Source organism: Candidatus Manganitrophus noduliformans (assembly GCF_012184425.1).
Taxonomy (GTDB): Bacteria; Nitrospirota; Nitrospiria; order SBBL01; family Manganitrophaceae; genus Manganitrophus; species Manganitrophus noduliformans.
This window is the reverse complement of record NZ_VTOW01000003.1, coordinates 390291-416409: the sequence shown is the minus strand read 5'-3', so window position 1 is coordinate 416409 and position 26119 is coordinate 390291. Positions and strand designations below refer to the sequence as shown.

Here is a 26119-nt window from a genome sequence, read left to right as displayed (position 1 = left end):
GGGATGGGGAGAGGTCATGATTTCGCCGGCGCGGAAATCGGCTCGCCGCAGTTGAAGCAGAATTTCGTTCCGGGCGGGAGCTTCGTCTTGCATTGCTGACACTGCAATTTACTCTTCAGATCGACCCCGCAGGCGGGGCAGAATTTGGCGTTGGCGGTAATGTTTTTATTGCATTGAGGACATTTCTTGATCACCACCATCTGATGGCCGCAGTGGGCGCAAAACCGGCTGTCGAGATTCACCTCGCCATGACACTCCGGACAATGAACCGTCCCCTTGGAGGAGATCTCCGGAGCGATCCCCTCTTTCCCAAGGGTTTGATAGAGCATGCCGGGAATCATCATCCCAATACCGGCGCCCATCCCCGCGCCGAGTCCCAGTCCCATTCCGGGCGCCCCTCCTCCGGAGGTCGCCGCATCCCCCATCGCCTTTGCCGCTTTGTACTTCATAAATTTTTCGATGTCGCCGACGGCGGCCATTCCGGCCCGCTCGTCGATCATCTTCTGGACCTCTTCGGGAGGGGTGATCCGATTGATATAGAAATCGACCAGCTCGGTTCCGTATTTCCGGAAATCCTCCGTCAGACGGGTCTTCACCGCCACCCCCATTTCATCGTAATACTTGGGAAGGTGGATCAGGCTATCGACCATCTCTCCGAGAAAATCGTTCAGACGCGAGACGATCACCTCGCGCAGATAATCCTCGATATGGGTCGTTTGGAAAGAGCCTTGGGTGCCGACCAGGGTGTTCACAAAAAGAAGCGGCTGCGTCACCTGCATCGTAAAGGCGCCGAAGGCGCGCAGGCGGATCAGCCCCAGCTCGCTGTCTTTGAACGCCACCGGATCTTTGGTTCCCCATCGCATGTTCGTGAAGATCTTCTGGCTGACAAAGTAGACCTCCGCCCGGAAGGGGCTCTTGAATCCCCAGGGAAGCGAGAGGACTTTGGTCAGGATCGGAAGATTCATTGTCGAGAGGGTGTGCCGTCCCGGGCCGAGGATATCGAGCCCTTTCCCGTCTCGAACGAAGATCGCCGCCTGATTTTCCCGGACGACCAGCTGCGCGCCGAATTTGATCTCCGCCGACCCCTGCTTGGGATAACGATGGACGATCTCCGATCCGGTCTGATCCAACCACTCGATCACTTCCATGAATTGAGACATCATCGCCTCCTAATGGATCGTGTAGAGATTGCAGCGGGTTGAAAAGATCTTCTCCAACCCGTCCAGGGCCTCATCCAAGGCATGGATCGCTTCTTTGAGGGCCGAGGGATCGCCGGCGACCTCCTCCAGCGTGTGGACCTTCTCCTGGATCGCTTGGACTTCGTCGAAGAGCGTGAGATCAAACGCATAGAGCTGTTCCAGCTTTTCCCGATCGACCGGAAATGGGTCGAAGAACCCACGGTAGCCTTGGCCGGCATATCTCATCACGTTACTTAACTTATCCATTTTCGCCGTCAGGTAATCGAGCGCGGGGAGAAAGGAAAGCTCTTTTTTCTCTATCAATCGACGTTTGATCCCTTCAATGTCACGTTCCCTTTCCCTGAGATCCTCGGCAAGGCGCACGCGAATCATTCGATCGGTCTCCCGCAGGTCCTCCATATTTTGATATCCGGCGACGCCGGGAACAACCCTCGCAAAGCGCTTCAGATGCTGTGCCATCTTCATACTGCTTCTCTCGTTTTGTCGTGCGATTTTCGTCCGGATGGGACGGCCTGAGGTGAGGAAGGCAGGTGAATCGAGGCCTCCTTCATGCCGCCCTAGTATTATGATGAAAGGGTACCAGATGTTTCGGGTCTGTCAAGGTATCCGGCGGATCAGAGCCGATTCGGTTGGAGATCGGGCCGTTAAAAACCTAACCTTTCTCCTTAATGATGGTTTGCGGATCGCTCCCGATCGCGAAGCCCTCCGCTACTTTTCCTTCCACCCTGATCTGCTCTCCCTTTCGTGGAAGCGGCTTTGAGGTGACCACCCTGATTTCACCGGTTTTATCTTTCACAATGAAGTATTTATAAAGAACCAAAGAGAAGGCCTCCTTGACCTCTCCGGAGACCTGGACTGTCTTGCCGACCCATTCGCGCGGATGGTCTTGGATCTCCGAAATGGGGACGGGGATCGCTTTCTCTTTCCGAATGGAGGCACATCCGAACCCTGAGAAAAGGACGATCACCAGCGTGATCAGCACCCAACCTGAATTAATCTTCTTCATCGTTCTTCCTCCAATCATTTCCTTTTAATATTTTAGGCTCATTCCGCAATGGATCACAAGGGAGGCGGAGTCACCTTCAAAATATCCGCTTGATCTGATATAGTTCCGGAAAAGAACAACTCACCTGGTCAACGACGCCATGGACCCACTCAATCGACTTCATTGCCTTGAAACCGGTGCCGGCCCGCCGCTGCTCTTCATTCATGGTCTCTTCGACCTGCTCGAAACGTGGGAGCGGTTGACCCCGCTTCTATCGGATCAATTCAAACTCTGCGCGATCGATCTGCCGGGGTTCGGGAAGAGCCCTCTTCCCGAGGAATGGGAAGAGAGTTTTTCGGGGATGATCGAGGCGGTCGTCGCCTTTCTCGATTGGAAAGGAATCGAGAAAGTCTCGATCGTCGGAAGCTCGATGGGGGGGGGCATCGCCCTGGGGGTCGCGGGAAGACATCCGGAGCGGGTCGACAAAATCGTCCTGATCAATCCATATGGATTCCCCTCTCCCCCCGTCGCGGCGGAAGTCGCCCGGAGCCGGATTCTCGGCACCCTCCTCCCCTATCTCTTGAATAAACCGGTCCTGAAACGCTGCGCCCGGGCCCTCTTCTCCCGCTCCCTCCATGATCCCCGTCTCCTCACCGACGCATTGGTCGAGCGGGTGATCGCCCCCTTCGCGACATTACGCCGACGGAAGGACCTCTTCCGATTCCTTCAGGGAATCTCCACCGAAACGATGCGGGAGATCGATGACCTCCTCCCTCAAATTCAGCAGCCGGTCCTCATCCTCTGGGGCGAAAACGACCGCTGGCTGCCGATCGACCATGCTCACCGACTGAGGCAACGCCTTCCGAACAGTCAGTTGACCACCCTCCCCGATTGCGGACATCTTCCTCAGATGGACAAACCGAAAGAGGTTGCGGAAGCCATCCGCCACTTTCTCCTCAACGATCTGTCTTATCTTTGAGCGCTCCCTTTGAGCGCTCCCCCTTGCCTTACGACGATATTTACTTTAGTATACTTAGGTGCAACGCTCTCAAACCGCGCACAAAACACCCGAAACAAACCAGGGCAATTTCGAAATCCTCAACATCAACAACGAGGGTTGACCAATCCATGTTGGAAACGCTGATCCTGACGATATCGATCATCCTCCAGTTCGTCGCGGCGTTGCTTGCCCTGAGGCTGATTCGAATTACGGGAAGATGGACCGGCTGGAGCTTGATCGCCGCCGCCATCACCCTGATGGCCGTCCGACGCTCCATCACCCTGTTTCACCATCTCACAAATGGGGGTCCCTCTGACCTTTACACTGAGTCAATCCCCTTGACCGTCTCCATGATCATTTCGGTTCTGATGGCGGCCGGTATTGCGGCGATCACCCCTCTTTTTGTTTCGATGAAGGAATCCAAGGAGGCGCTGCGCCGGAGCGAAGAACGTTTTCGGCGCTATTTCGAGCTCGGTCTGATCGGCATGGCGATCACCTCTCCGACCAAAGGGATTTTGGAGGTCAACGACAAGATCTGCGAAATCTTAGGATATGATCGGAACGAGTTGGTGAAACGGACTTGGGCGGAGCTAACCCATCCTGACGATCTGGCGGCAGATGTCGCCCATTTCAACCGAGTCACGGCGGGAGAGATCGACGACTATTCGATGGACAAACGGTTTATCCGCAAGGACGGCCAGATCATTGACTCCACCATTTCGGTGAAATGCGAGCGCCGTCCGGACGGCTCGGTCGACCACTTCGTGGCGCTGCTGGAAGATATCACCGAGCGCAAACGGGCGGAGGAAACGCTGAGGGAGAGCGAGGAGCGGCTTCGACTGGCGCTCGACGCCGCGCAGATGGGAACCTTTGATTGGGACATGCGGCGGAATCGGGTCACCTGGTCGCGCGGCCATGAAAAACTCTGGGGTTTGGCGCCCGGCGAATTCGGCGGCACTTATGAAGCGTTCTCGGAAAGAGTCCATGCCGAAGATCTGCCGGGGATAGAAGCGGAGATCTCCCGCACCATCGCGGCTCGGGAGCCCTTGGCACGCGAGTTTCGCGTCGTCTGGCCCGACGGCAGCCTCCATTGGGTGCTCGGCCGCGGTGAATTCACCTTTGACGAAAACGGCAAGGCCCGCCGGCTTCGAGGAGTGATCATCGAAACCACCGCGCGTCGACAGGCCGAAGAGGCGCTGCATGCAAGCCGCGAGTTGTTGAATAACATCATCGATAGCTCCCCTTCCTATATCTTCGCGCAGGATCTGCAACATCGTATTATTCTGGCCAACGATGCGCTGGGCCGGCTCTTTGAAATCTCCAAAAAAGAGATCTTGGGCAAGACGGAACAAGATCTTTTTCCCAAACAGATTGCGGACAGGATTCAAGCGGCTAATAAAAAGATCATGAAGACCGGAACGACGCTGGAACTCGAAGAGATCGTTGCTCGCAGAAGCGGTGGAGAGCCGCGCATCGTGATGACGGTTAAGTTTCCCCTGCGGGACCGACAGGGGAAGGTTTACGGTATCGGTGGGGTGGCAACCGACATCACGGAGCGTAAGCAGGCGGAAGAGGCGCTGCGCAAGAGCGAGGAGCGTCTCCGATTCGTCACCCTTGCCACGCATGATGCGGTTTGGGATTGGGATCTGGCGACGAACACAATCTGGTGGAACGAAACCTTCAAGGAAACGTTCGGCTATAAGACCGGGGAGATCAAACCGGGGTTCGAATTTTGGGAAAGTCTGATACACCCGGAAGACAGAGAACCACTTCTCTCAAATCTTCAAGCGACGATCGATAAGGGCGAGCAGTCTTTGGCGGCAGAGTATCGGCTCCGTCGGGGGGACGGAAGCTATGCAACCGTTTTAGACCGAGGCTTTGTTCTTCGTGATCAGAACGCGAAGCCGGTCCGGATGGTCGGGGCCATCATGGACATCACCGATCGCAAACAGGCGGAGCAGGCGCTGCAAGAGGCGGAAGCGCGGCTCCGGCTGGCGCTGCAGGCCGGCCGGATCGGAACATGGGATTGGAACCTAACGACCGGCAAAATCGTCTGGTCCTCCAGGCACGAGGCCTTGTGGGGGATGGCGCCCGGCACCTTTAAAGGGACCTACGAGGAGTTTGAGGCGCGCCTCCATCCCGACGACCGCGATGGAGTGAAGCGCGCGACGGCACGGGCGATCGCCGAGCGTTCAAATTTCCGCATTGAGTATCGGATCGTTTGGTCCGACGGCAGCGTCCATTGGATTGCGGGCCAGGGGGAACCCTTCTATGACGACGCGGGACAGCCGGTGCGGATGATCGGCGTGGTCATGGATATTACCGAACGCAAACAGGCGGAAGAGGCGCTTCGCAAAAGCGAGGAGCGCTTCCAACTCGCCTCCCGCGCCACCAATGACGCCATCTGGGATTGGGATCTGGTGACGAATGCCGTTCGATGGAACGAACGGTTCCAGACCCTATTCGGCTATCAGCCCGAGGAGATCGAATCGGGGGTCGAGTCCTGGACCAACCGGATTCACCCCGAAGACAAAGGGTGGGTCCTCTCGGAGGTCGATGCCGCAATCAAACAGGGGCACGAGAATTGGTCGGGTGAGTATCGATTCCGTCGGAGAGACGGGAGTTACGTCACCGTTTTCGACCGGGGCTATATCGTTCACGATGAGAACGGAAGACCGGTCCGGATGATCGGCGCGATGCTCGACATCACCGAACGGAAACGGGCCGAAGAAGAGATCAAGAAATTGAACTTGGATCTGGAACGGCGGGTCGCCGAGCGGACGGCCCAGCTTGAAGCGACCAACAAGGAACTGGAGTCGTTCAGCTACTCCGTTTCGCACGATCTGCGGGCGCCGCTTAGGGGGATCAGCGGCTTCAGCCGGGTCCTCCTGGCCAGGTACGCCGACCGGTTCGATGCCCAGGGAAAAGATTTTCTCCAACGGGTCGATGCCGCCAGCCGCCGGATGGGAGAGCTGATCGAAGATCTGCTGAATCTCTCCCGTATCACCCGAAGCGAAATTCGCGAAGAGCCGGTTGACCTGAGCTCCCTTGCCAAATCCATCGCCGAAGAACTTCAGCATTCCGAGCCTGAACGGAAGGTGACCTTCCTCATCCAGGAAGATCTGAAGGCATCGGCAGACCCCCGCCTCCTGAGAATCGCTCTGGAAAACCTGCTCGGAAACGCTTGGAAGTTCACCATGAAGCGGCCGGTCGCAACAATCGAATTCGGGCGGATCGAACGGGAGGGAAAAACGATCTATTTCGTCCGAGACGACGGGGCCGGATTCGACATGGCATACGCCGACAAGCTCTTCGGACCCTTTCAACGCCTCCACAGCCTGAGCGAGTTTCCGGGAACGGGAATCGGCCTCGCCACCATTCAACGGATCATCCATCGCCACGGCGGACAAGTCTGGGCCGAAGGAGAGGTGGAGAACGGGGCCACTTTCTACTTCACCCTTTGATAAGGAAGCCACATGTCGAAGAAAACCATCCTGCTGGTGGAAGATAATCCGGACGACGAGATGCTCACCCGGATGGCGCTTCAAGAAAACAACCTTCTCAACGAAATCGTGGTCGCCCACGACGGCGTCGAAGCGCTCGATTACCTGTTCGGGAGAGGAAGGCATGCCGGACGAGATCTCAACGACAAACCTCAAGTGGTTCTCCTCGATTTGAAGCTCCCGAAGCTCGACGGCCTCGACGTCCTTCGCGCTATCCGCGCCGATGACCGGACAAAATTCCTTCCGGTCGTCATTCTCACCTCGTCGAACGAAGAGCAGGACCTTCTCGCCGGATACAGCTTCGGCGCAAACAGCTATGTCCGAAAGCCGGTCGATTTTCAACAGTTCACCGACGCGGTGAAGCAACTCGGCCTCTATTGGCTTCTATTAAACGAACCTCCCCCCGGGAGATAGAAATGGAAAAATCGCTTCGGGTATTAATCGTAGAGGACTCGGAAGACGACACCGCATTGGTTCTGGAAACGCTGAAGGAGCGGGACTTTCACCCGGTTTACAAACGGGTTGAAACCCCCGAAGAGCTGATCGACGCCCTCCGCCAGAGCCCTTGGGACGTGGTCGTCTCCGATTACACGATGCCGCGCTTCAATGCGCTTGCGGCGATGCGCCTGATTAAAGAGGCCGGGCTCGATATCCCGTTCATCATCGTGACCGGCAGCATCGGTGAAGAGATTGCCGTCCGTGCGATGAAAGCGGGCGCCCACGACTATATGATGAAAGACAACCTATCGAGGCTCAGTCCGGCGATCGAGCGGGAAATGCAAGAGGCCGTCCGGCGGCGTCAACATCGGCAGGCCGATGATGAATTAAAGAACTCCCGTCAACAACTCCGAGATCTGGCCGCCCGTCTCAATTCCATCCGGGAGAAAGAGAGAGCCTGGATCTCGCGTGAAATTCACGATGAATTGGGCCAGCTTTTCACCAGCATCAAATACGAGCTCTCTCTTCTACGAAAACGCATCGTGAAACAAGAAGGCCACTCCGAGGCAAAAACAGATATCGAGGAAAGACTCAAATCAACATCGGACATGGTCGACACCGCAATCAAGACGGTCCAAAAGATCGCGACCGAGTTAAGGCCGGGCATTCTGGACGACCTCGGCCTGATGGCGGCGATTGAGTGGCAGGCCTCTGAATTTCAACAACGGACCGGGATCGCCTGCAGGCTTCACACGGACCTTCAGATCGTTCAGCTCGATCGCGAGCAGGCGACAGCCGTCTTTCGGATCTTCCAGGAAGTGTTGACCAATATCGTCCGCCACGCCGGCGCCACCCGGGTTGAGATCCGAATCAAAGAGAAAGCGGGTCGCCTCTATGTGGATATCAAAGACAATGGCCGCGGGATCACGACGGAAGAGCGCTCCAATCCGAAATCGCTTGGGCTTCTCGGAATGCGGGAGCGGGTGCTCCTGCTCAACGGCGAGATCCGCATCAGCGGCGCCCCCAAAAAAGGAACCCATGTTCACTTGAAAATTCCGCTGAAGGGAGGCCCGCCGTTTGCCTCTCCTGAAGCGGGAGATTAAGTGTTTATTAAAAATGGAGGGAGCCATGGCCACCCCATTGCGCACGCTCATTCTTGAAGATTCCCCAGACGACACGGCCCTGTTGCTGCTTGAACTGGAACGGGGCGGTTTCGATCCGACCCACGAGCGGGTGGACACAGCGGAGGAAATGACCGCCGCGCTTGGGCGTCACACATGGGACATTATTCTTGCAGACTATAAAATGCCCCACTTTAATGCCATCGCCGCGCTTTCGATTCTTAAGCAAAAGAACCAAGATATCCCCTTTATCATCGTCACCGGGAGCATCGGCGAGGAGACCGCCACCGCCGCCATGCGGGCCGGAGCGAACGACTATCTCATGAAAGACAATCTGACCCGCCTGAATGAAACGGTCCGGCGCGAGTTGAAGGAGGCGGTCAATCGCGCGGCGCTGCGCCGCGCGGAGGCGTCACTGCGGGAGTCTGAAGAAAAATATCGGCGGTTCTTCGAAGAAGATCTCAGCGCCGACTTCATCTCCACCCCGGACGGAAAGATCCTCGTCTGCAACCCTTCCTTTGTCCGTCTTTTCGGATTTTCCTCCACGGAGGAAGCGGCCTCTCACGACTTAAAATCGCTCTTTCCCGACCGAGCCGCTTGGGACCGTTTTATCGACGCGCTCCGGGAAAAAAGAAAACTCCAATGGTGCGAGGTCGAGCTCCGTTGCCCCGGCGGAGCCCGCGTCGATGCCATCGCCAACGTGGTCGGCCGTTTCGACCCGGAAAACAAGTTGATCGAATTTAAAGGGTACCTCTTCGACAACACGGAACGGAAAGCATTGGAGCGGCAGCTTTTTCAGGTGCGAAAGATGGAGAGCCTCGGCCGGCTCGCAAGCGGGATCGCCCATGACTTTAACAATGTCTTGACCGGCATTCTCGGTTACACCGATCTCTCCCTTCTTAAAATCGACGAGACGCATCCCCTCCACAGCTACCTCACCCACATCCGCCAGTTGGTCTGGAAGGCTTCCAAGATGATCCGGCAATTGCTGACCTTCGGACGCCGGCAGGTGATCGAGCCGACCCCTCTGAATCTCAATACGGTGCTCCTCGAACTGCTTCCCCTTCTAGAAAAGGTCTTAAGCGAAGAGATCGAGATGACCTTTCACCCCGATCCGCATTTAAAAAACGTACATGCCGATCTCTCGCAAATTGAGCAGGTGATATTGAATCTCTGCGTCAATGCACGCGATGCCATGCCGGCGGGGGGACGGCTCATCCTGCAAACGAAGAACCTCTCTTCGACGGAATCGGACATTCGAGAAACCCCCTTCATTCACCCCGGCGACTATGTTCTTCTATCGGTCTCCGATACCGGCGTCGGGATGGATGAAAAAACCATCGAACGGATTTTCGACCCGTTCTTTTCAACAAAAGATCCCGATCACGGGACCGGTTTGGGTCTTTCAATCGTTCACGGGATCGTCGGCCAACATGGCGGCTGGGTCACCGTCGAGAGCCGGATCGGGAAGGGATCGACCTTCAAAATCTTTCTCCCGGCTGTTGAAAAATCAGCGCACGCCGCCCCCGGCCGGGAATTCACCCGGCATCTTCCCCGACGCTCCGAAAAGATTCTCATCGTCGAAGACGACCCGCTTCTGAAGGCGGTTTTTCAGCGGAGCTTAGAGGAGCGGGGTCATTCCGTCCTCCTTGCCGAAAATGGAGAAGAGGGCCTCCGTCAGATCAAGCAGCAGACCGATCCGGTCCCAGTCGTTATCTCCGATCTCGTGATGCCGAAGATGAATGGAAGGGAATTCTACGAGCAGGTCCAAATGATCAAACCGGGAACCAAATTTCTTTTCGTCAGCGGCTACACCGATCTCCCGGACCACCAAGAGTGGCTCAAAAAAAACAACCTCCCCCTTCTTCTCAAACCGTTCAGCCCGTCGGAACTGGCCACGAAAGTCCACGATCTTCTTGAACCGCCGACCGATGCGGCGAAGCCCGAAGCGGCATGAGAATGATCAGTAGGAATCAAGAGGATTGATCTTTTGACCTTACCGGATTAAAATCCCCCCATATGTTTTCCGAAATCGCCGATCACTTCCAAGGAGAGACCAACCCCCTCTACCGGGAACGGGACAGGCTCCTGGCCCAAGGCAAAAAGGTCATCGACCTCGTCTCCGGAAACGTCCATCACCATGGTATTCTCTACCCGCAATCGATTCTAAACCAAGCCCTCGCATCTGCCGCCGAACAAGCCCGAATCTATAAACCCAATCCCCTCGGACAGCCGATCGCCCGTGAAGCGATCAGCCGTTCCTATCGGGAAGAAGGGCTCTCCATCCCCGCCGAGCAGATCGTCCTCACACCGGGAACCAGCCTTTCGTACTGGTATGCCTTCACGCTTTTTGCCGGACCGGGAGACGAGATCCTCTCCCCCCGCCCGACCTATCCCCTCTTCGACGCCATCGCCACACTCGCCGGCGTTCGAATGGTCGATTATCGTCTTCGCGAGGCCGATCGATGGACGATCGATCTCGATCATCTCGAATCCCAAATCACGCCTCGAACACGGGCGATCATTTTGATCTCCCCCCACAACCCGACCGGCGCCGTGGCCCAGGAGGATGAAGTGACCCGTCTCGCCGAGATCGCCGCCCGCCACCGTCTTCCGATCCTCTCCGACGAAGTCTTCAGCCCCTTTCTCTTCCGGCAAAACCGGCTCCCCCGCCCGGCGGCAACGAACGCGCCGCTTGTCTTCACGCTAAACGGTTTTTCTAAGATGCTTGCCCTGCCCGGGATGAAGATCGGCTGGATCGCCCTCTCCGGAGAAGCCCCGCTCGTCCGAAAGGCACTGGCCGCCCTGGAGACGATCTCCGACACCTTTCTCCCGGTCAACGAAATCGCCCAATTCTCCGTCCTGGCCCTCTTTGAAGGAGCGAAGGGATTTCTACCCGCCTATCAGTCCGCCATCCGCGAACGCGCTCAACTCGCCATGGACCTTCTCTCCCGATCGGATCGACTCTCTTTCGTTCCCCCCGAAGGGGGATTTTATCTGACGGTTCAGATGAACGATCCGAAGGCCGACGAAGAGGAGATCGCCCTCGATCTCCTGCGGCGGCGCTCGCTTCTGCTCCATCCCGGTTTCTTCTACGATCTCGAACCGCCCCACCTGGTCCTCAGCTTTGTCTCCGAACCGTCGCTGCTTCAGACGGCCATGGAAAAGTTGACCTCTTACTTCAAATAAGTCTCTGCCCCCTGACGCCTTTCGCCTTACCCCTCCCGTGTTTTCGTCTCTAAGAATTGACTTCATGCCATCCACCATTATAAGCTTCTGAAGATGGATTTCATGACCGCGCAAAATCGGGCCCGTTTCTTTGAGATTTGGAAGAAGGCCAAAGAGAATCTCCCGATGGAGGGGGAAGAAGCCCTCTTCGCAGAGATCATGCTGGAGCACCGGGAGCATCATCCCCTCTTCGACCTCGGCGAGGCCGCGATGAATATCGACTTTGCGGGCCGCCGCCAGACCAACCCTTTCCTTCATACCTCGCTCCATGCGGTCGTCGAGCAGCAGCTTCAAGCCCATGAACCGATCGAAGTAGAACAGGCCCTGCTCTCGGTGATCGCGCGCGGCGACACGCGGCACGACGCCGTTCACCAGATCGGCGGCATCCTGGCCCAGGTGCTTTACGACGCGGTCACCCGGAACAAACCGATCGATGAAGCAGATTATCTCTTGAAAGTCCGAGCGCTCATTTATTAACGCCAGAAAGGAGAACCGATGGAGAAACATCTCGCAGAAGGGGTTCCCGCCCCCGACTTTTCGCTCCCCGCCCATGACGGAAGAACGATCCGTCTTTCCGACTACAAGGGGAAAAACCACGTCATCCTTTATTTCTATCCGAAGGACGACACCCCCGGCTGCACCAAAGAGGCCTGCGCCTTCCGGGACGACTACAATAAGTTCAAGCCGTTCGGCGTCGAGATCCTTGGGGTCAGCACCGATCCGATCGCGTCCCACCAGGCCTTCGCCCGAAAGTACGATCTCAACTTCCCGCTTCTGGCCGACGAGAAAAAAGAGGTCGCCCGGCTTTATGGGGCGCTCAATCCTGAGAAGGGATACGCCCGCCGGATGACCTATCTGATCGACAAGGACGGGATCATTCGGCGGATCATGCCGAATGTGACGGTCGATGGGCACAGCGAGGAGCTATTCACCGCCGTGAAGGCGCTGGCCCCTTCCCTCCCGATGGAATAAGACGGGATGTTTCTGGATCGTGAGAAGATCCGGGCCCCGGAGATCGAGGGGGGTCGATGGTTCAATTCAACGCCTCTCTCCATCAAGGCGCTGCGCGGAAAGATCGTCCTGATCGACTTTTGGGACTACACCTGCGTCAACTGCATCCGCACCCTTCCCTACCTCAAGGCCTGGCACGAACGGTATGCCGAAAAAGGCTTGGTCCTCGTCGGGGTTCATTCGCCGGAGTTCCCCTTCGCACGGGAGGCTTCCCAGGTCGAGCGGGCCTTAAATTCGTTCGGCCTCACCTACCCGATCGTGATGGATCATGATTACAAGACCTGGCGGGCCTACGCCAATCGCTACTGGCCGGCAAAATATTTAATCGATCGAAACGGAATCATCCGCTACCGCCACGACGGCGAGGGGAACTACGTCGAGACCGAGCTGGCGATTCAGGCCCTTCTGATGGAGATCGACCCCGCTTTGCCCCTCCCCGACCCGATGCGGCCGATCCGGGAGAGCGACTATCCCGGCGCCGTCTGTTACCCCCCGACCCCGGAGCTTTATCTCGGCGCCGACCGGGGAAGGATCGGAAACAACGAGGGACTCCCGGAGGGGAAGACCGTTCAATACACCCTTCCCGATCGGCTGATGGAAGATATTTTTTATGCCGAGGGATCGTGGGAGGTGATGGCCGACCGTCTGACGTTCACCGGTCCGCGGGGCGGGGCGATCCATTTGGTTTATTCAGCGATGGAAGTGAATCTGGTGGCGTCGGCCGAAGAAGAGGCGATCGTCTGGATCAATCAAGACCGGCGGACGATGCGGAAAGATGAAATCGGCGAGGATGTCGCGATCGATGAGAAGGGGCGAGCGTTTGTTCGGGTGAAAGCGCCCCGGATGTATCAGCTGGTGCGGAATCCCGGCTTCGAGAAACACGAACTCCGGCTCTTCACCCAGGCGAGAGGGCTCTCCCTCTACGCCTTTACCTTCGTCTCCTGCAAGGTCTCGCCGCAATAAGCGACGGCGCGCAGCCCGAGATCTTCGATCATCTTCAAATCGTCTTCGGACTTCCGCCCCAGCGTCGTCAGATAGTTCCCGATCAATGTATGGCTGGCGCCGGCGGCGAACATCCACGATTGCAGATCGCGCAGATGGACCTCCCGCCCGCCGGCGGTCATGATGTCTTTCGACGGAAGCATCAAACGATAAACCGCGATGATCTTCAAGATCTCCATCGGCTGAAGCGGCGGCAGGTTTTCAAACGGCGTTCCCTTGATGGCGTGAAGAAAGTTGAGCGGCACCACATCGGCATCGAGCTCCTGGAGGGCGACGGCCAACTCGATCCGCTGATCCGGGCTCTCCCCCATTCCGAAGATCCCGCCGGAGCAGATGCCGATCCCCGCTTCTTTGCAATATTGAATCGTACGGACCCGGTCGTCGTAGGTGTGGGTGGTGCAGATCTTCGGGAAGTGGGACCGGGCGGTCTCCAGATTATGATTGTAAAAGGCGAGTCCCGCCTCTTTTAATTTAAAGGCGATCCGCCGGTCGGCGATGATCCCGAGCGAGGCATCGGTCCGGGTGTGACCGGCGGCGACCAATTCGCGAATCCGCTGCAGCACCATCTCCAGGTCCCGGCCTTCGCGAAGCCCCCACCAGGCGGCGACGATCCCGAAGGCTTCCGCCCCATTGCTTCCCGCCTCTTTGGCCGCCTGGACAATCCCCTCCGAATCCATCAGCGGGTAACTGGGAATCCCGGTGTCGTGATAGGCCGATTGGGCGCAGAAATTACAATTCTCGGAGCAGTTCCCCGCCTTGGCATTGACGATGGAGCAGAGGTTGATCTGATCTCCCCGGTAATGATGCCGGACGCGGTTGGCCGAGGCGATGAGATCAAAGAGATCGGGGCCGGAGACCTGCATCAGCCGGCATCCTTCCTCGTAAGTCAGGCGCTCCCCTGCGATCGCCTTCTCTTCCATTTTCCGGATAAAGTCTCTCATCGCTCTACTCCTACAAGGATAATAACACCCCTACAATTTGGCGGAGTTTAACATAGGCCGTTTCTTAAAGCCATTTCTTTTTTCGGAAGAAGGCGAGCATCCCGACGGTGATCGCCGCCATCACCGCGATGACGATGAAATAGCCGTACCGGGTATGAAGCTCCGGCATATTCTCGAAATTCATCCCGTAAATTCCGGTAATCACCGTCAACGGCATCAGGGTTGCGGTAAAAATCGTCAGGAGCTTCACGATCTCGTTGAGGCGGTTCGAGACGACCGAGAGATAAGCGTCCAGGGCGCTGGTCACCAGATCCCGGTACGACTCCGCCAGATCGGTAATCCGGGCCAGGTGATCATACACATCCCGGAAGTAGACGGCCGCCGTGGGACTGATCACCTTGAGGGGATCGCGGCTTAAGCGATTGAGGATTTCCCGCTGCGGACCGGCCACCCTTCGAAGGTGCATGACCTCCTTTTTCATGCTGAAGATTTTGTTGAGCGTCTCCCGATCCGGATGGGCAAAGACCTCTTCCTCGATCTGATCGATGATGGCGTCGAACTGATCGAGAACGGGGAAATAATGATCGACCATCGCATCCAAAATTTCATGAAGAAGGAAATCGACCCCTCGGGTGATGGAAGGTCCCCCCCGCAGACATCGTTCCCGGGCTTGGCTGATGCTGCGCGACGGCTCGTCATGGTAGCTGACCAGATAGTTCGGCCCGAGGAAGAAATTGACCTCCGCGGTAACGAAAGTCTCATCGGCCATCGTGCGGGCGCCATGCAGCACCAGAAAAATATAGTCGCCGTAGTCGTCGATTTTGGGAAGGAGGGTTTCGGAGATGCAATCTTCGATCGCGAGGGTATGAAAGTGGAAGTCGCGGGAGAGGCTTTCCGCCGCTTCGGGGGCGGGTCCTTCGAAATCGACCCAGACCTGATTCCGCTTATTGGCCAGGAGTGAAGGCAAAAGCGACAAATCATCAAAAGAGCGGTGCCCCTCCGCTTCCGAGTAAACGAGTATCGAAGTCATCGCTCGGCTTAACTGACCTCCCCCGCCTTATGAAGCGCCTCAAGAAAGAGGTCGCCGTACTGCGCGAGTTTCTTCGGTCCGACGCCGTTGATCTGAAGAAGTTCATCGCCGCTGCGCGGCCGATGGGTCGCCATTTGAAGCAAGACCGCGTCGCTGAAAATCAGATAGGCCGGCAGCCCTTTCTCGTCGGCCAGTTTTTTTCGCAACGCCCGCAGCCGCGCGAAGAGATTCCCCGCTTCCTCTCCGACGTTCTCGCTCGAAACAAAGGCCCGCTTTTTACCCCTCTGGACGGACCGTTCCTGTTCCAAGGGGGCGGCGGGGCGGATCTCTTCGAGAAGGTCCCACCCGGCGCAGTGATCGCATGCGCTCCCGCAGCCGGCGATCCGCTCCCCGAAGTGGGCGACCAGCCGCTGGTGACGGCATCCCTCGCCCTCCGCAAAGGAAAACATCTCGCGCGTCTGCATCCGCATTTTTTTGTTCACCTGAGAATCGGAGGCGCTTTCGGAGAATCGATCATAGCTGATCACCTCCGACCAAGAGTAAAAGAGCACGCAATCGCTTTCGACGCCGTCCCGCCCGGCCCGTCCGATCTCTTGGTAGTAGCCTTCGATGCTCTTCGGCATGTCCCGATGGATGACATAACGGATATTCGATTTGTCGATCCCCATCCCAAAGGCGACGGTCGCCACCACCACTTCGATATCGTCCCGGCGGAAGGCTTCCTGGACGATGGTCCGCTGGTCGTTCTCCATCCCGGCATGGTAAGCCGACGCGCGGACGCCGTTTGCTTTGAGAAATTCGGTCGTCTGCTCCGCACCCCGGCGGCTGAGACAGTAGATGATTCCCTGCCGGCCGGCGCGGGAGAGGACCAGATTGAGGATCTCCCCCTTGGTGTCCCGTCCTCCCCCCTTCTTGTAAGCGTGAAGGCGCAGGTTCGGACGGAAGGAGGAGCCCCGAAAACGAAGGGGGGAGACCATCCCCATCTGTTCAACGATATCGGAGGCGACGGCATCGGTCGCCGTGGCGGTGAGCGCGAGGACGGGGATATTGCCGAAGCGGCGCTTCAGACCGGAGAGGTTTCGGTAAGAGGGGCGGAAATCGTGTCCCCATTGGCTGATGCAGTGGGCCTCGTCGACCGCAATCAGCCCGATTCTGCACGAAGAAAATAGATCGAGGAGCCCCCCTTCCAACCCTTCGGGCGCGGCATAAACAAGCCGGTATTCCCCGGCTCTCAAACGCGCGATCCGGTCGAGCCGCTCGTCAGAGGTGAGACTCGAATTGATGAAAGTGGCCGGGATGCCGACCTCCGTCATTCCATCGACCTGGTCTTTCATCAACGCGATGAGCGGCGAAATGACGAGGGTCGTTCCTGAAAGGATTCGAGCAGGAATCTGATAGGTGAGCGATTTTCCGGCTCCGGTCGGCATGACGCCGATGCAATCACGCCCGGAGAGGACCGACTCGATGATCTCCCTTTGGCCGGGGCGAAAGCCGGTGTAGCCGAAAACCGACTTCAGAACGGCATCGGGCGAAAGCGGAGGGCACGCACAGGCCAGCGCCGGAGGATGGATCGGAACGGTCGCCGCCAGTCGTTTGAGGGAGGCGACCAGCGCCGAGGTGAAGAGATCCGGCTCCACCCGAAAAAGATCGCGCAGACCCTGAAGCCGCTCGTGAAAAAGGCGCGCCCCTTCGGCCTCCCCGACCTTTCCGAACGCCGCCAAGCGGGCCAGGGCCTCGACCTCCTCCGCCACCCGATCTTTCGTCCAGGATTTCATCATCGCCGGTGAGCTTAACGGAGGCGGGGAAAAAACTCAAGGGGGAAAAGAGCAATCATCCGGCGGATGGATTGGCCGGTAGCGGATTCGCCGCCGCAGGCTCCTCTACCTCCGCTGAAGTCCACTCGGGACCGAAATCAAGGACGATGAATCCTCCCGAGGTTTGGTCCTTTTCCAGGATCAACAGTTTCCGCTTCTCCGCCTCTTCCAAAAGCTGGTTGAAGTTTCGAAACCCGTAATACGATTCGTTGAAACCGGGCTTCCGCCGCCGGAGGGTCTGCTTGACCATCGATCCCCACACTTTTCGCTCTCCCCGTTCGTTGAAGATCGCTTCAACCGTCTCCAACACCAAGTTCAACGCCTCCTGCTGCTTCGACTCCCTCTTTTCCTCATCGTCCTTGGTCACCTCGGTCTTGACATCGGTCTTCACAGAGGCCGCCTTCGCCGCCGGCCGGGGTGTTTTCCGCTTGCGTCGGGCGACCGTTTCTCGGACCAGGTCATCGTAGAAGATAAATTCATCGCAATTGGAGATCAACAGATCGGAAGTCGACTTCTTCACCCCGACCCCGATGACATTTTTATTGTTCTCCCGCAGCTTGCTGACGAGGGGGGAAAAATCGGAATCGCCGCTGACGACGACAAAACTGTTGATATGGGACTTGGTATAGCAGAGATCGAGCGCGTCGACGACCATTCGGATATCGGCCGAGTTCTTCCCCGATTGGCGAATATGGGGAATCTCAATCAGCTCGAAGGCGGCCTCATGCATTCCTCCCTTAAAATCCTTATACCGCTCCCAGTCGCAATAGGCTTTTTTAACGACGATATTTCCCTTCAGAAGAAGCCGCTCCAACACCTTTTCGATATCGAATTGAGCATAACGGGCGTCTCGAACCCCGATCGCAACGTTTTCCAGGTCGCAGAAAACCGCCATATTGAATGTACTCTCAGAAGTCGCCATTGGTTTTAATGCTCCTCTATAGTTTAAAAAAGGTCATTCTACCTTTTTTTTACAAGACAGACAAGCAGAAGCGAGCAGAAGAGATCGATTTCATCCCGTTTGAATTTGTTCCGATGCTTTAGCCTATGACAAAGATGTTCCATCCGCCCGGAAATCTCCTTTTACACCCTCTCCGTGAATCGATAAAAACCTTGACAGAGAATGCCGAAAAAGGTATCCTTTTTCTAACTTTTCAGGAGTTTTCGAAGATGGTTAAAATACGTTTTTTTGCAGTCCTCAAGAAGATCGTCGGCAAAGAAGAGGTGGTTCTCGATGTTGAAAAAGGGACCACGCTGGAGCAGCTTCTCAATCGCCTGGAGCGGGATCTTCCTCCCTTGCAACAGATCATGAAAGAAGGAAAGGTCTTGATCTCGGTCAACCAAGAGGTGGTTCCAAAAGAGTGTTTGATTCAGAACGGAGATGAGATCGCCTTCCTTCCCCCCTTCGCCGGGGGATGAGGCTTCGAGAAGATCTCAAACAAAACGTTTATTCATTCATTTAATAAGGATCGGCCATGGATACAAAACAGCTTTCCGAAAGAATCCGCGTTCAAACCGAAGATTTCAGCGTCGAAGAAGAAACCAATAAGGTGAAAAACAGCTCGAAGCGGATCGGCGGGATCGTCACCTTCCTCGGAACGGCGCGGGATTTCTCAAAGGGACGCGATATCCATAAGATCGATTTTGAACATTATCCCGGAATGGCCCAAAAACGCCTCGCGGAAATCCGGGAACAGGCGCTCAAAGATTACGACATCATCGAGGTTTCGATCATCCACCGGGTCGGCGAAATTTCGATCGGCGACAACATTGTTCTCATCGTGGTCGGGGCGGAGCATCGCAAAGACGCCTTCCGGGCCTGCTCCTGGTGCATCGATGAATTGAAGCGGATCACGCCGATCTGGAAGAAGGAGACCACTCCCCAAGGCGAGGTCTGGGTCGAAGAACATCCGTAATTTTCGGATAAAAGCTCTGCAATAAAAAAGGGATGGAGAAAACTCCATCCCTTTTTTATTCATTTTGCCTCTGTTACGGCTCTCGCTCTTCAAAAAGTCCCAACTGGATAATTTCTTCGCCCGTGAACGGAATAGGATAGTTTCCAGAAAAACAGGCGGTGCAGAAATGCCGATTCTCCCCCGAATCCGAGTTGTAGACGGCGCGGAACATCCCTTCCGTTGAGAGATAGGAAAGGCTGTCGGCAGTGATATATTTTCTGATCTCTTCGACGCTGTGACTCGAAGCGACGAGCTCTTGGCGCGTCGGCGTATCGATCCCGTAAAAGCAAGGCGAAATGATCGGCGGGGAGCTGATGCGAACGTGGATCTCTTTCGCCCCCGCCGCGCGGATCATTTTGACGATCTTCCGGCTGGTCGTCCCCCGGACGATCGAATCATCGACCACCACCACCCGCTTTCCATCCAGGATCTCACGCACCGCGTTCAACTTGATCTTCACGCCGAAATGGCGGATCGACTGCTGCGGTTCGATGAAGGTCCGGCCGACATAATGATTTCGGATCAGCCCCGTATCGTACGGAATTTTGGACGCCTCGGCAAACCCCAACGCAGCCGGAACTCCCGAATCGGGAACGGGGATCACGATATCGGCCTTAATCTCCCCCTCCCGCGCCAACTCCATTCCGAGCCGCTTTCGGATATGGTAAACATTCCGATCGAAAACACGGCTGTCGGGCCGTGAGAAGTAGACATATTCAAAGACGCACTGCGCCGGCGAAACTTTGGTAAAGGGCTTGAACGAGAAGACCCCTTTCTCGTTGATCTGAACGATCTCTCCCGGCTCGATGTCGCGGACATATTCGGCATCGATCAGATCAAAAGCGCAGGTCTCCGAAGCAAGGACATAACCTTCTTTCATCTTCCCAAGGCAGAGAGGCCGCACCCCATACGGATCGCGAACGCCGATCAGACCCTCTTCCGAAAGAAAGAGAAGAGAGTAGGCTCCGCGCACCCGCTCGCACGCATCGACAATCCGTTGCACGAGGCGCTCCTGCCGGGAATGGGCGATGAGGTGGATGATGACTTCGCTGTCCATGGAAGACTGAAAGATGGCGCCGTAGGCTTCCATCTCATCGCGCAGAAAGCTGGCATTGATCAGGTTGCCGTTGTGCACCATCCCGAGGGTGCCCAGGGCATAGTTGACCATCAGCGGCTGGACATTTTCGAGACAATTGTCGCCGGTGGTCGAGTATCGATTGTGGCCGATAGCGGCGTTCCCCTTCAGCTTTCTGAGGCGGTCCTCAGAGAAGATGTCGGCCACCAGCCCGGTTCCTTTTTCCTGGTAGAAGGTATTGCCGTCATAGGTGACGATGCCGCTCGCCTCCTGGCCGCGATGCTGGAGGGCATAAAGACCGAGGTAAGTGAGATTGCCCGCCTCCGGATGGCCATAGATTCCGAAGATGGCACACTCTTCTTGCAGCTTATCGAACACCGATTCGTCCACCTGGCTCACCCGTTGTTAATAAAAATGTTAATCAAAGTATTTTGCCAAACCCCTCGAGTAGGCCTCTTTCATCTCCGAAACGGAGAGATGGATCGCCTGCTCCTTTCCTTCCAACCGGATATCGAGAGAGCCTCCCCCCGTTGTCCCCAAGACCGAGTGACCGACCCCGGCTTCTGCGATGAGGGCCTGCAATCTCGAAAGAGATCGCTCCGGAACGCTGACGAGAATCCGCGATTGCGACTCACCGAATAAATAGGCGTCCGGCCGGATCGTCCCCGCATCCAGCGCAATCATAGCACCCATGGAGGTCGGAGACAAGATGCAACTCTCCGCCAGCGCCACCGCCAATCCCCCTTCGGAACAGTCGTGCGCGGAGGAGAGAATCCCTTCCCGCGCTGCGGTGAGGACCACCTTCTGGACCCCCTTCTCCTTCTCAAAATGGAGGATCGGCGGATAGCCGCGCTCTTGGGAATGGAGAACCTTTAGGTATTCGCTCCCTCCCAGCTCTTCGAGCGTCTCTCCGATCAACACAATCACCTCATTCGGCTCCTTGAATCCCGCGGTCAGAGGGGTCTTCATCCCTTCGATCAGACCCAGCACGCCGACGACGGGGGTCGGATAAATTCCCAGACCCCGCGTTTCATTGTAGAGGCTGACGTTTCCGCTGACGACCGGGATTTTGAACTGGTCGCAAGCCTCGCTCATCCCCTCGACGCAGAGGGCGAACGACCACATCACCTCCGGCCGCTCCGGATTTCCGAAGTTCAGACAATCGGTCAGCGCAATCGGTTTCGCGCCGACGCAGACGAGGTTCCGCGCCGCTTCCGCCACGGCGATCGCCCCGCCATAGTAGGGGTTGAGCAAGCAGTAGGTGCTGTTTCCGTCGACGCTGATCGCCAGGGCGCGATCGGTCCCTTTGATCCGGATCACCGCCGCATCCCCCCCGCCCGGCCCGACCACCGTATTGGTTTGGACCATATGGTCGTACTGGCGGTAGACCCACTCTTTGCTTGCCAGGGACGGCGAGCCGAGCAACGTCCGTAAGGCTTCGGAATACGATTTCGGCTCCTGAATCGATTCGATATTGAGCGATTGAACCAACTCCTGGAACTTGGGGGTAGCCATCGGACGTTCATAAACCGGCGCTTCGGAGGTCAAGGCCGACACCGGAATCTGCGCCACGATCTCGTCCCGATTCTTGATCGTCAGCAGCCGATCTTCGGTCACCTTTCCGATCACCGCCATATCGAGATCCCACTTCTTGAAGATCGCCTCGACCTCGGCTTCTCTCCCCTTCTTTGCAACCAGGAGCATCCGCTCTTGGGATTCGGAGATCATGAACTCCTCCGGCGTCATTCCGGGCTCTCGGCTCGGCACCTTGGAGACGTCGATTTCGATTCCAGTTCCGCCGCGGTGGGCCATTTCGGAGGACGAGCTCGTCAGACCGGCCGCCCCCATGTCTTGGATGCCGACCACACAACCGGTCTGCATCACCTCCAAACAGGCCTCCAGGAGGAGCTTTTCGGTAAAGGGATCGCCGACCTGGACGGTATGCCGCTTCTCTTCCGATTGGCCGAGCTCCGCGCTCGCCATCGTCGCCCCGTGGATGCCGTCTCTTCCGGTCTTCGAGCCGACATAGATAACCGGATTCCCGACCCCGCCGGCCGCCGCCGTCACGATCTCTTCCTTTTTCGCAATTCCAAGGCAGAAGACATTCACGAGCGGATTCTTCGAATAGATCTCGTTGAAGTAGATCTCCCCGCCGACGGTCGGAACCCCCATGCAATTGCCGTAACCGGCAATGCCGGCGATCACCCGCTCGAACAGGTAACGGTTCTTGGGAACCTCCAGCGGGCCGAAACGAAGCGAGTTGAGCAGCGCCACCGGCCGCGCCCCCATCGTGAAAATATCCCGGAGAATTCCTCCGACGCCGGTCGCCGCTCCCTGGTACGGCTCGATAAAGGAGGGATGATTGTGGCTTTCAATCTTAAAGGCGGCGACCCATCCTCCGCCGATGTCGACCACCCCCGCATTCTCGCCCGGTCCATGGAGGACATGCTCCCCTTGCGTCGGAAAACGCTTCAAGTGGACCTTGGAGCTCTTGTAACTGCAATGCTCGCTCCACATCGCGGAGAAGATCGCAAGCTCCGTGGTGTTCGGCTCGCGACCGAGGAGCGCGACAATTTTCTGATACTCCTCATCGGTCACCGGATGGGCCGGTCGTTCCGGAGGGAGCCCTTGATTTTGGGCCGTTTTCTGAGGGTCTGTCATGGATTCTCCAGATATCGTATTCGTAGTCCGTGAATCGTTATTCGTAAAATCTTACGTTTAACGAATAACGGGGGCAGCGCGCTCCCTGCGAGAGCGGCGGAGAGATTCAAAGAGTTTGATCCCATCTTCGCCGCCAAGGAGGGGATCGGCGACGCGCTCCGGGTGGGGCATCATGCCGAGGACATTCCCCGCCTCATTGGAGATTCCGGCGATCTGGTCGACGGAGCCGTTCGGGTTTGCTTCATCCGAGACCGCTCCTTCCTTCGTAACATAGCGGAAGACGATCTGATTTCGCTCCTTCAACCGCGCCAACCCGGCGGGATCGATATAATAATTTCCTTCCGCGTGTGCGATCGGAAGCGAGAGAACCTGACCCGGTTGATAGAGCAAGGTGAACGGGGTTTGATGGTTTTCGACCCGAACGAAGACCGGCTTGCAGATAAACTTGAGGGAGCGGTTCCGCCGGAGCGCTCCCGGAAGCAGCCCCGACTCGACCAAAATTTGAAATCCGTTGCAGATCCCGAGAACCATTCCCCCTTTCGCGGCGAAATCGACCACCCCCTTCATCACCGGAGAGAAACGGGCGATCGCCCCCGCGCGGAGATAATCTCCATAGGAGAAGCCCCCCGGAATAATCAGGGCATCCACATCCGGAATTTTTGTCTCCTTATGCCAGATGAAGGTGGTCGGCTCTTTCAGGATCCCACCGGTGACGTAATGACAATCTTGGTCGCAATTCGACCCGGGAAAAACAACGATTCCGAAACGCATTCTATCCTCTAATTCTATTCCGCTTTTAATAAATCCCTGACAATCTTAAGAAGCTCGTTGGTTTGAATCGGTTTGGAAAGGTAGGCATTGGCGCCCAAGGCAAGCCCTTTTTCTCGGTCGGTTTGGGAGCCTTCCGTCGTGACAATCACAATCGGGGTCGATCGATAGGCGGGATCGCTTCGAATCATGCTGACCAGCTTGAGCCCATCCATCAGCGGCATGTTGATATCCGAAACGATTAAATCGAATCGATTTTCCTTCAATTTCTTGAGGGCATCGACGCCGTCGCTCGCCTCAACGATCTTGGAGTTCGGAATTCGTTTCAAGCTGAAGGTGATCAGTTGACGCATCGTCGGCGAATCTTCGACGACGAGGAAACGGATGTCAGCCATTTTGCCCCCAGGAATCTTCTCGACCGCTCAGCAGATCAATAAAACCTTGAATCGTTGATAACTTTCTGGCCGATTGCGAATAAAGTTTGGCGCTGAAAACCGCCGTGGCGGCATGCCCCGCCAACATAGTGAAAAGCTCTTTGTCGACGTGGGTCAATGTCTTTTTCTTTTGCTCCAGGAGCGAAAAAACGACGATGACGCCGAGCGTTTGATCTTTGATTTTCAGCGGGATGCAAACAATGGGACGAGGCTCCCCTTCGACGCTTCCCACGCTTAAATCGCTTTCGAAGAAGTTTTCGCCGCTCTGGACCGCCCGGCCGATGACCCCTTCGCCGATCCGGGCCTTGCGGATTGTCCCCTCTTCCATCCCCTCTGAAGCGATGGTAGAGAGAACGCCAGAGGCTTCATCCAGCAACATGATCACAAACCGCTCCGCCCCGACCAGGTTGATCATGATTTCGATGATGATTCGAAGCACCTCTTCGAAGTCGAGGGTCGAGTGGAGCTGATTGCTGGCGACATAGAGGTTGGCGAGGTTGTTGTTTTCCTCTTCCACTTCCAAATACTTTGAAGCGAAGCCCTTATTTTCCTCTTCAACCTCCTTAAAACGGTTGATCAGGCGATTGCGCTCTTCCTCAGCCTTGGCCAACTGCTCCTGAAGCGCTTTTACTTCAACCGGATTGGAAAGCTGGACCAACCCGTTCCTTTCCTCTTCGAGCTTGAGGACCGTATATCGGAGCCGCTCGTTCTCCTTGAGCAATTCTTGAGTGAATTCCTCCCCCTTCTTGAATACCCTCAAGAACTCTTCGGCCTTTTTCGCGATCTCGTTTTCTCTTCGCTCCATAAGCGATTTCCTTCCGGATTTGAAGGCCTTGTGGATTATAACACAGCCTATTTCAAAGCGCCAACCCTATTTTGGAAAACGGCGGTAATGCCGCGTGATCTCCGCCGCAATCTTGTGAAGCGGCAAAACCTGATCGACGACCCCCGCTTGGATTGCTTCTCGCGGCATTCCAAAAACAACCGCCGTCTCCTCCGACTCCGCGAGCGTGATCCCCCCCGTTTCTTTTACCTTCTTCAATCCGATCTTTCCATCGTCCCCCATCCCGGTCAGGACCACCCCGTAGACGCCATCCTTGAAGAACTCCGCGGCGGAGATCATCATCAGATCGACCGAGGGGGCGTATCGATCGGTCTCTCCCTTCGCCTTCAGACAAGTATGAATCCGGGAGCCGATCTTTTCGAATAAAAGATGATAACCGCCGGGGGCGATATAAACCCGGCCGGCCTCCAGCGGCTCCCCCCCGCCGACCTCCGAGACCTGCAAGCGCGACAACTTATTCAGACGCTCCGCAAAAGATTTGGTGAAACCGGGCGGCATATGCTGGGAGATCACAACCGGAATGGGGAGATCCTCCGAGAGATTCGAGATGATTTCAACCAGGGCGGGGGGCCCCCCCGTCGATGCCCCGATCGCCAAGAGCCGGGAGAGGCCTTCTCTCTGTTTGGGGGGCTGAAGAGAGACCTCGACCCGTTTTTTGGAACGGGTGAGCTTGGAATATTTTTTTGACAAGCTCTCCTTTGGAATTTTAGAAAGGGTCTCGATTTTTGAGATGAGCGCCTCCGGCTGCTCCAGGAGCGTTCCGTTCGGTTCGGGTTTTCCATAGAAATCACACGCCCCCAGCTCCAGCGCCCTGAAAACAGTGTAGCCGTCGGATCGGGCGGAGACGACCAATACCGAGGTCGGATAATAGGCCATCAGCCAGCGAAGAAACGTAAATCCGTCGATATGGGGCATCTCCAGATCGAGGAGAATCACATCGGGTTTTTTCTCGACGACGAGCCGCATCGCCTTCTCGCCGTTTTCCACCAATCCCGCAACAGCCAGGTGGGGATACTTCTGAAGAATGACGTTGATCATTTGTCTAAACAGCGGCGAATCATCAACGATCAGGAGTTTGATCGGCGTTTGTTGAAGCTTTCCTTTCTCCAT

At 56.5% G+C, this 26119-nt stretch carries 24 protein-coding genes; 11 read left to right on the top strand and 13 right to left on the bottom strand.

Features of this window, described 5'->3' with window-relative positions; genetic code table 11:
* Window positions 1-14 precede the first annotated feature (14 nt).
* The 3 genes from MNODULE_RS16565 to MNODULE_RS16555 all read right to left on the bottom strand — a co-directional run bounded on the left by MNODULE_RS16565 (window position 15) and on the right by MNODULE_RS16555 (window position 2205).
* Window positions 15-1163: an SPFH domain-containing protein gene (locus MNODULE_RS16565; protein ID WP_168061875.1), complete on the bottom strand. Its 1149-nt coding sequence runs from the start codon at window positions 1161-1163 to the stop codon at window positions 15-17.
* A gap of 6 nt (window positions 1164-1169) precedes the next feature.
* Window positions 1170-1664 carry a hypothetical protein gene (locus tag MNODULE_RS16560; protein ID WP_168061873.1) on the bottom strand — a complete coding sequence of 165 codons (495 nt, stop codon included), beginning with the start codon at window positions 1662-1664 and terminating at the stop codon, window positions 1170-1172.
* Between the two features lie 187 nt (window positions 1665-1851).
* Window positions 1852-2205, bottom strand: coding sequence for a cytochrome c maturation protein CcmE (locus tag MNODULE_RS16555; RefSeq protein WP_168061871.1), 354 nt, complete (start codon window positions 2203-2205; stop codon window positions 1852-1854).
* 139 nt (window positions 2206-2344) lie between these two features.
* Between MNODULE_RS16555 and MNODULE_RS16550 the strand changes: the two genes are divergently transcribed.
* The 9 genes from MNODULE_RS16550 (at window position 2345) to MNODULE_RS16510 (ending at window position 13448) form a co-directional block, all read left to right on the top strand.
* Complete coding sequence (locus MNODULE_RS16550; protein WP_168061869.1) at window positions 2345-3163, top strand: alpha/beta fold hydrolase; 819 nt, start codon at window positions 2345-2347, stop codon at window positions 3161-3163.
* A gap of 149 nt (window positions 3164-3312) precedes the next feature.
* Window positions 3313-6648, top strand: coding sequence for a PAS domain-containing protein (locus tag MNODULE_RS16545; protein ID WP_168061867.1), 3336 nt, complete (start codon window positions 3313-3315; stop codon window positions 6646-6648).
* Between the two features lie 12 nt (window positions 6649-6660).
* Window positions 6661-7101, top strand: coding sequence for a response regulator (locus MNODULE_RS16540; protein WP_168061865.1), 441 nt, complete (start codon window positions 6661-6663; stop codon window positions 7099-7101).
* A gap of 2 nt (window positions 7102-7103) precedes the next feature.
* Window positions 7104-8228, top strand: a complete 1125-nt coding sequence (locus MNODULE_RS16535; RefSeq protein ID WP_168061863.1) for a hybrid sensor histidine kinase/response regulator — start codon at window positions 7104-7106, stop codon at window positions 8226-8228.
* Between the two features lie 25 nt (window positions 8229-8253).
* Window positions 8254-10203: a hybrid sensor histidine kinase/response regulator gene (locus MNODULE_RS16530; protein WP_168061861.1), complete on the top strand. Its 1950-nt coding sequence runs from the start codon at window positions 8254-8256 to the stop codon at window positions 10201-10203.
* Window positions 10204-10265: 62 nt separating this feature from the next.
* A complete protein-coding gene (locus tag MNODULE_RS16525; protein ID WP_168061859.1) occupies window positions 10266-11435 on the top strand; it encodes a pyridoxal phosphate-dependent aminotransferase in 1170 nt (389 codons plus the stop codon).
* Window positions 11436-11537: 102 nt separating this feature from the next.
* On the top strand, window positions 11538-11951 hold the full coding sequence (locus MNODULE_RS16520; protein ID WP_168061857.1) for a DUF1841 family protein: 414 nt from the start codon (window positions 11538-11540) through the stop codon (window positions 11949-11951).
* A gap of 18 nt (window positions 11952-11969) precedes the next feature.
* The gene (locus MNODULE_RS16515) at window positions 11970-12446 is read left to right on the top strand and encodes a peroxiredoxin (RefSeq protein WP_168061855.1); all 477 of its coding nucleotides are present in this window, start codon (window positions 11970-11972) and stop codon (window positions 12444-12446) included.
* A gap of 6 nt (window positions 12447-12452) precedes the next feature.
* Window positions 12453-13448, top strand: coding sequence for a redoxin domain-containing protein (locus MNODULE_RS16510; RefSeq protein ID WP_168061853.1), 996 nt, complete (start codon window positions 12453-12455; stop codon window positions 13446-13448).
* On the opposite strand, the gene bioB is transcribed toward MNODULE_RS16510, so the two are convergent.
* From bioB to MNODULE_RS16490, 4 genes are all read right to left on the bottom strand, one after another.
* Window positions 13406-14428, bottom strand: a complete 1023-nt coding sequence (gene bioB, locus MNODULE_RS16505) for a biotin synthase BioB (protein WP_168061851.1) — start codon at window positions 14426-14428, stop codon at window positions 13406-13408. The two genes, MNODULE_RS16510 and bioB, sit on opposite strands and share 43 nt — an antisense overlap.
* A 64-nt stretch (window positions 14429-14492) precedes the next feature.
* A complete protein-coding gene (gene corA / locus MNODULE_RS16500) occupies window positions 14493-15458 on the bottom strand; it encodes a magnesium/cobalt transporter CorA (protein WP_168061849.1) in 966 nt (321 codons plus the stop codon).
* A gap of 8 nt (window positions 15459-15466) precedes the next feature.
* Entirely contained in the window at window positions 15467-17236 is a 1770-nt protein-coding gene (locus MNODULE_RS16495; protein WP_202882247.1) for a RecQ family ATP-dependent DNA helicase, read from the bottom strand.
* A gap of 52 nt (window positions 17237-17288) precedes the next feature.
* Window positions 17289-18194: an NYN domain-containing protein gene (locus tag MNODULE_RS16490; protein ID WP_168061847.1), complete on the bottom strand. Its 906-nt coding sequence runs from the start codon at window positions 18192-18194 to the stop codon at window positions 17289-17291.
* Between the two features lie 248 nt (window positions 18195-18442).
* Between MNODULE_RS16490 and MNODULE_RS16485 the strand changes: the two genes are divergently transcribed.
* The gene (locus MNODULE_RS16485) at window positions 18443-18691 is read left to right on the top strand and encodes a MoaD/ThiS family protein (RefSeq protein ID WP_168061845.1); all 249 of its coding nucleotides are present in this window, start codon (window positions 18443-18445) and stop codon (window positions 18689-18691) included.
* A gap of 56 nt (window positions 18692-18747) precedes the next feature.
* Window positions 18748-19188 carry a molybdenum cofactor biosynthesis protein MoaE gene (locus MNODULE_RS16480; RefSeq protein WP_168061843.1) on the top strand — a complete coding sequence of 147 codons (441 nt, stop codon included), beginning with the start codon at window positions 18748-18750 and terminating at the stop codon, window positions 19186-19188.
* A gap of 73 nt (window positions 19189-19261) precedes the next feature.
* Here the strand turns inward: MNODULE_RS16480 and purF are convergent, their stop codons facing one another.
* The 6 genes from purF to cheB form a co-directional block, all read right to left on the bottom strand.
* Window positions 19262-20692 carry an amidophosphoribosyltransferase gene (gene purF / locus MNODULE_RS16475; RefSeq protein WP_168061841.1) on the bottom strand — a complete coding sequence of 477 codons (1431 nt, stop codon included), beginning with the start codon at window positions 20690-20692 and terminating at the stop codon, window positions 19262-19264.
* A 27-nt stretch (window positions 20693-20719) separates the two neighbouring features.
* Entirely contained in the window at window positions 20720-22963 is a 2244-nt protein-coding gene (gene purL, locus MNODULE_RS16470; RefSeq protein ID WP_168061839.1) for a phosphoribosylformylglycinamidine synthase subunit PurL, read from the bottom strand.
* Between the two features lie 57 nt (window positions 22964-23020).
* Entirely contained in the window at window positions 23021-23734 is a 714-nt protein-coding gene (gene purQ / locus MNODULE_RS16465) for a phosphoribosylformylglycinamidine synthase subunit PurQ (protein WP_168061837.1), read from the bottom strand.
* 14 nt (window positions 23735-23748) lie between these two features.
* Window positions 23749-24126, bottom strand: coding sequence for a response regulator (locus MNODULE_RS16460; protein WP_168061835.1), 378 nt, complete (start codon window positions 24124-24126; stop codon window positions 23749-23751).
* The gene (locus MNODULE_RS16455) at window positions 24119-24970 is read right to left on the bottom strand and encodes a GAF domain-containing protein (protein ID WP_168061833.1); all 852 of its coding nucleotides are present in this window, start codon (window positions 24968-24970) and stop codon (window positions 24119-24121) included. Before MNODULE_RS16455 ends, MNODULE_RS16460 begins: the two co-directional genes overlap by 8 nt.
* Window positions 24971-25036: 66 nt before the next feature.
* Window positions 25037-26119 (bottom strand): chemotaxis-specific protein-glutamate methyltransferase CheB, encoded by a 1083-nt coding sequence (cheB, locus tag MNODULE_RS16450; protein ID WP_168061831.1) that lies wholly within the window; start codon window positions 26117-26119, stop codon window positions 25037-25039.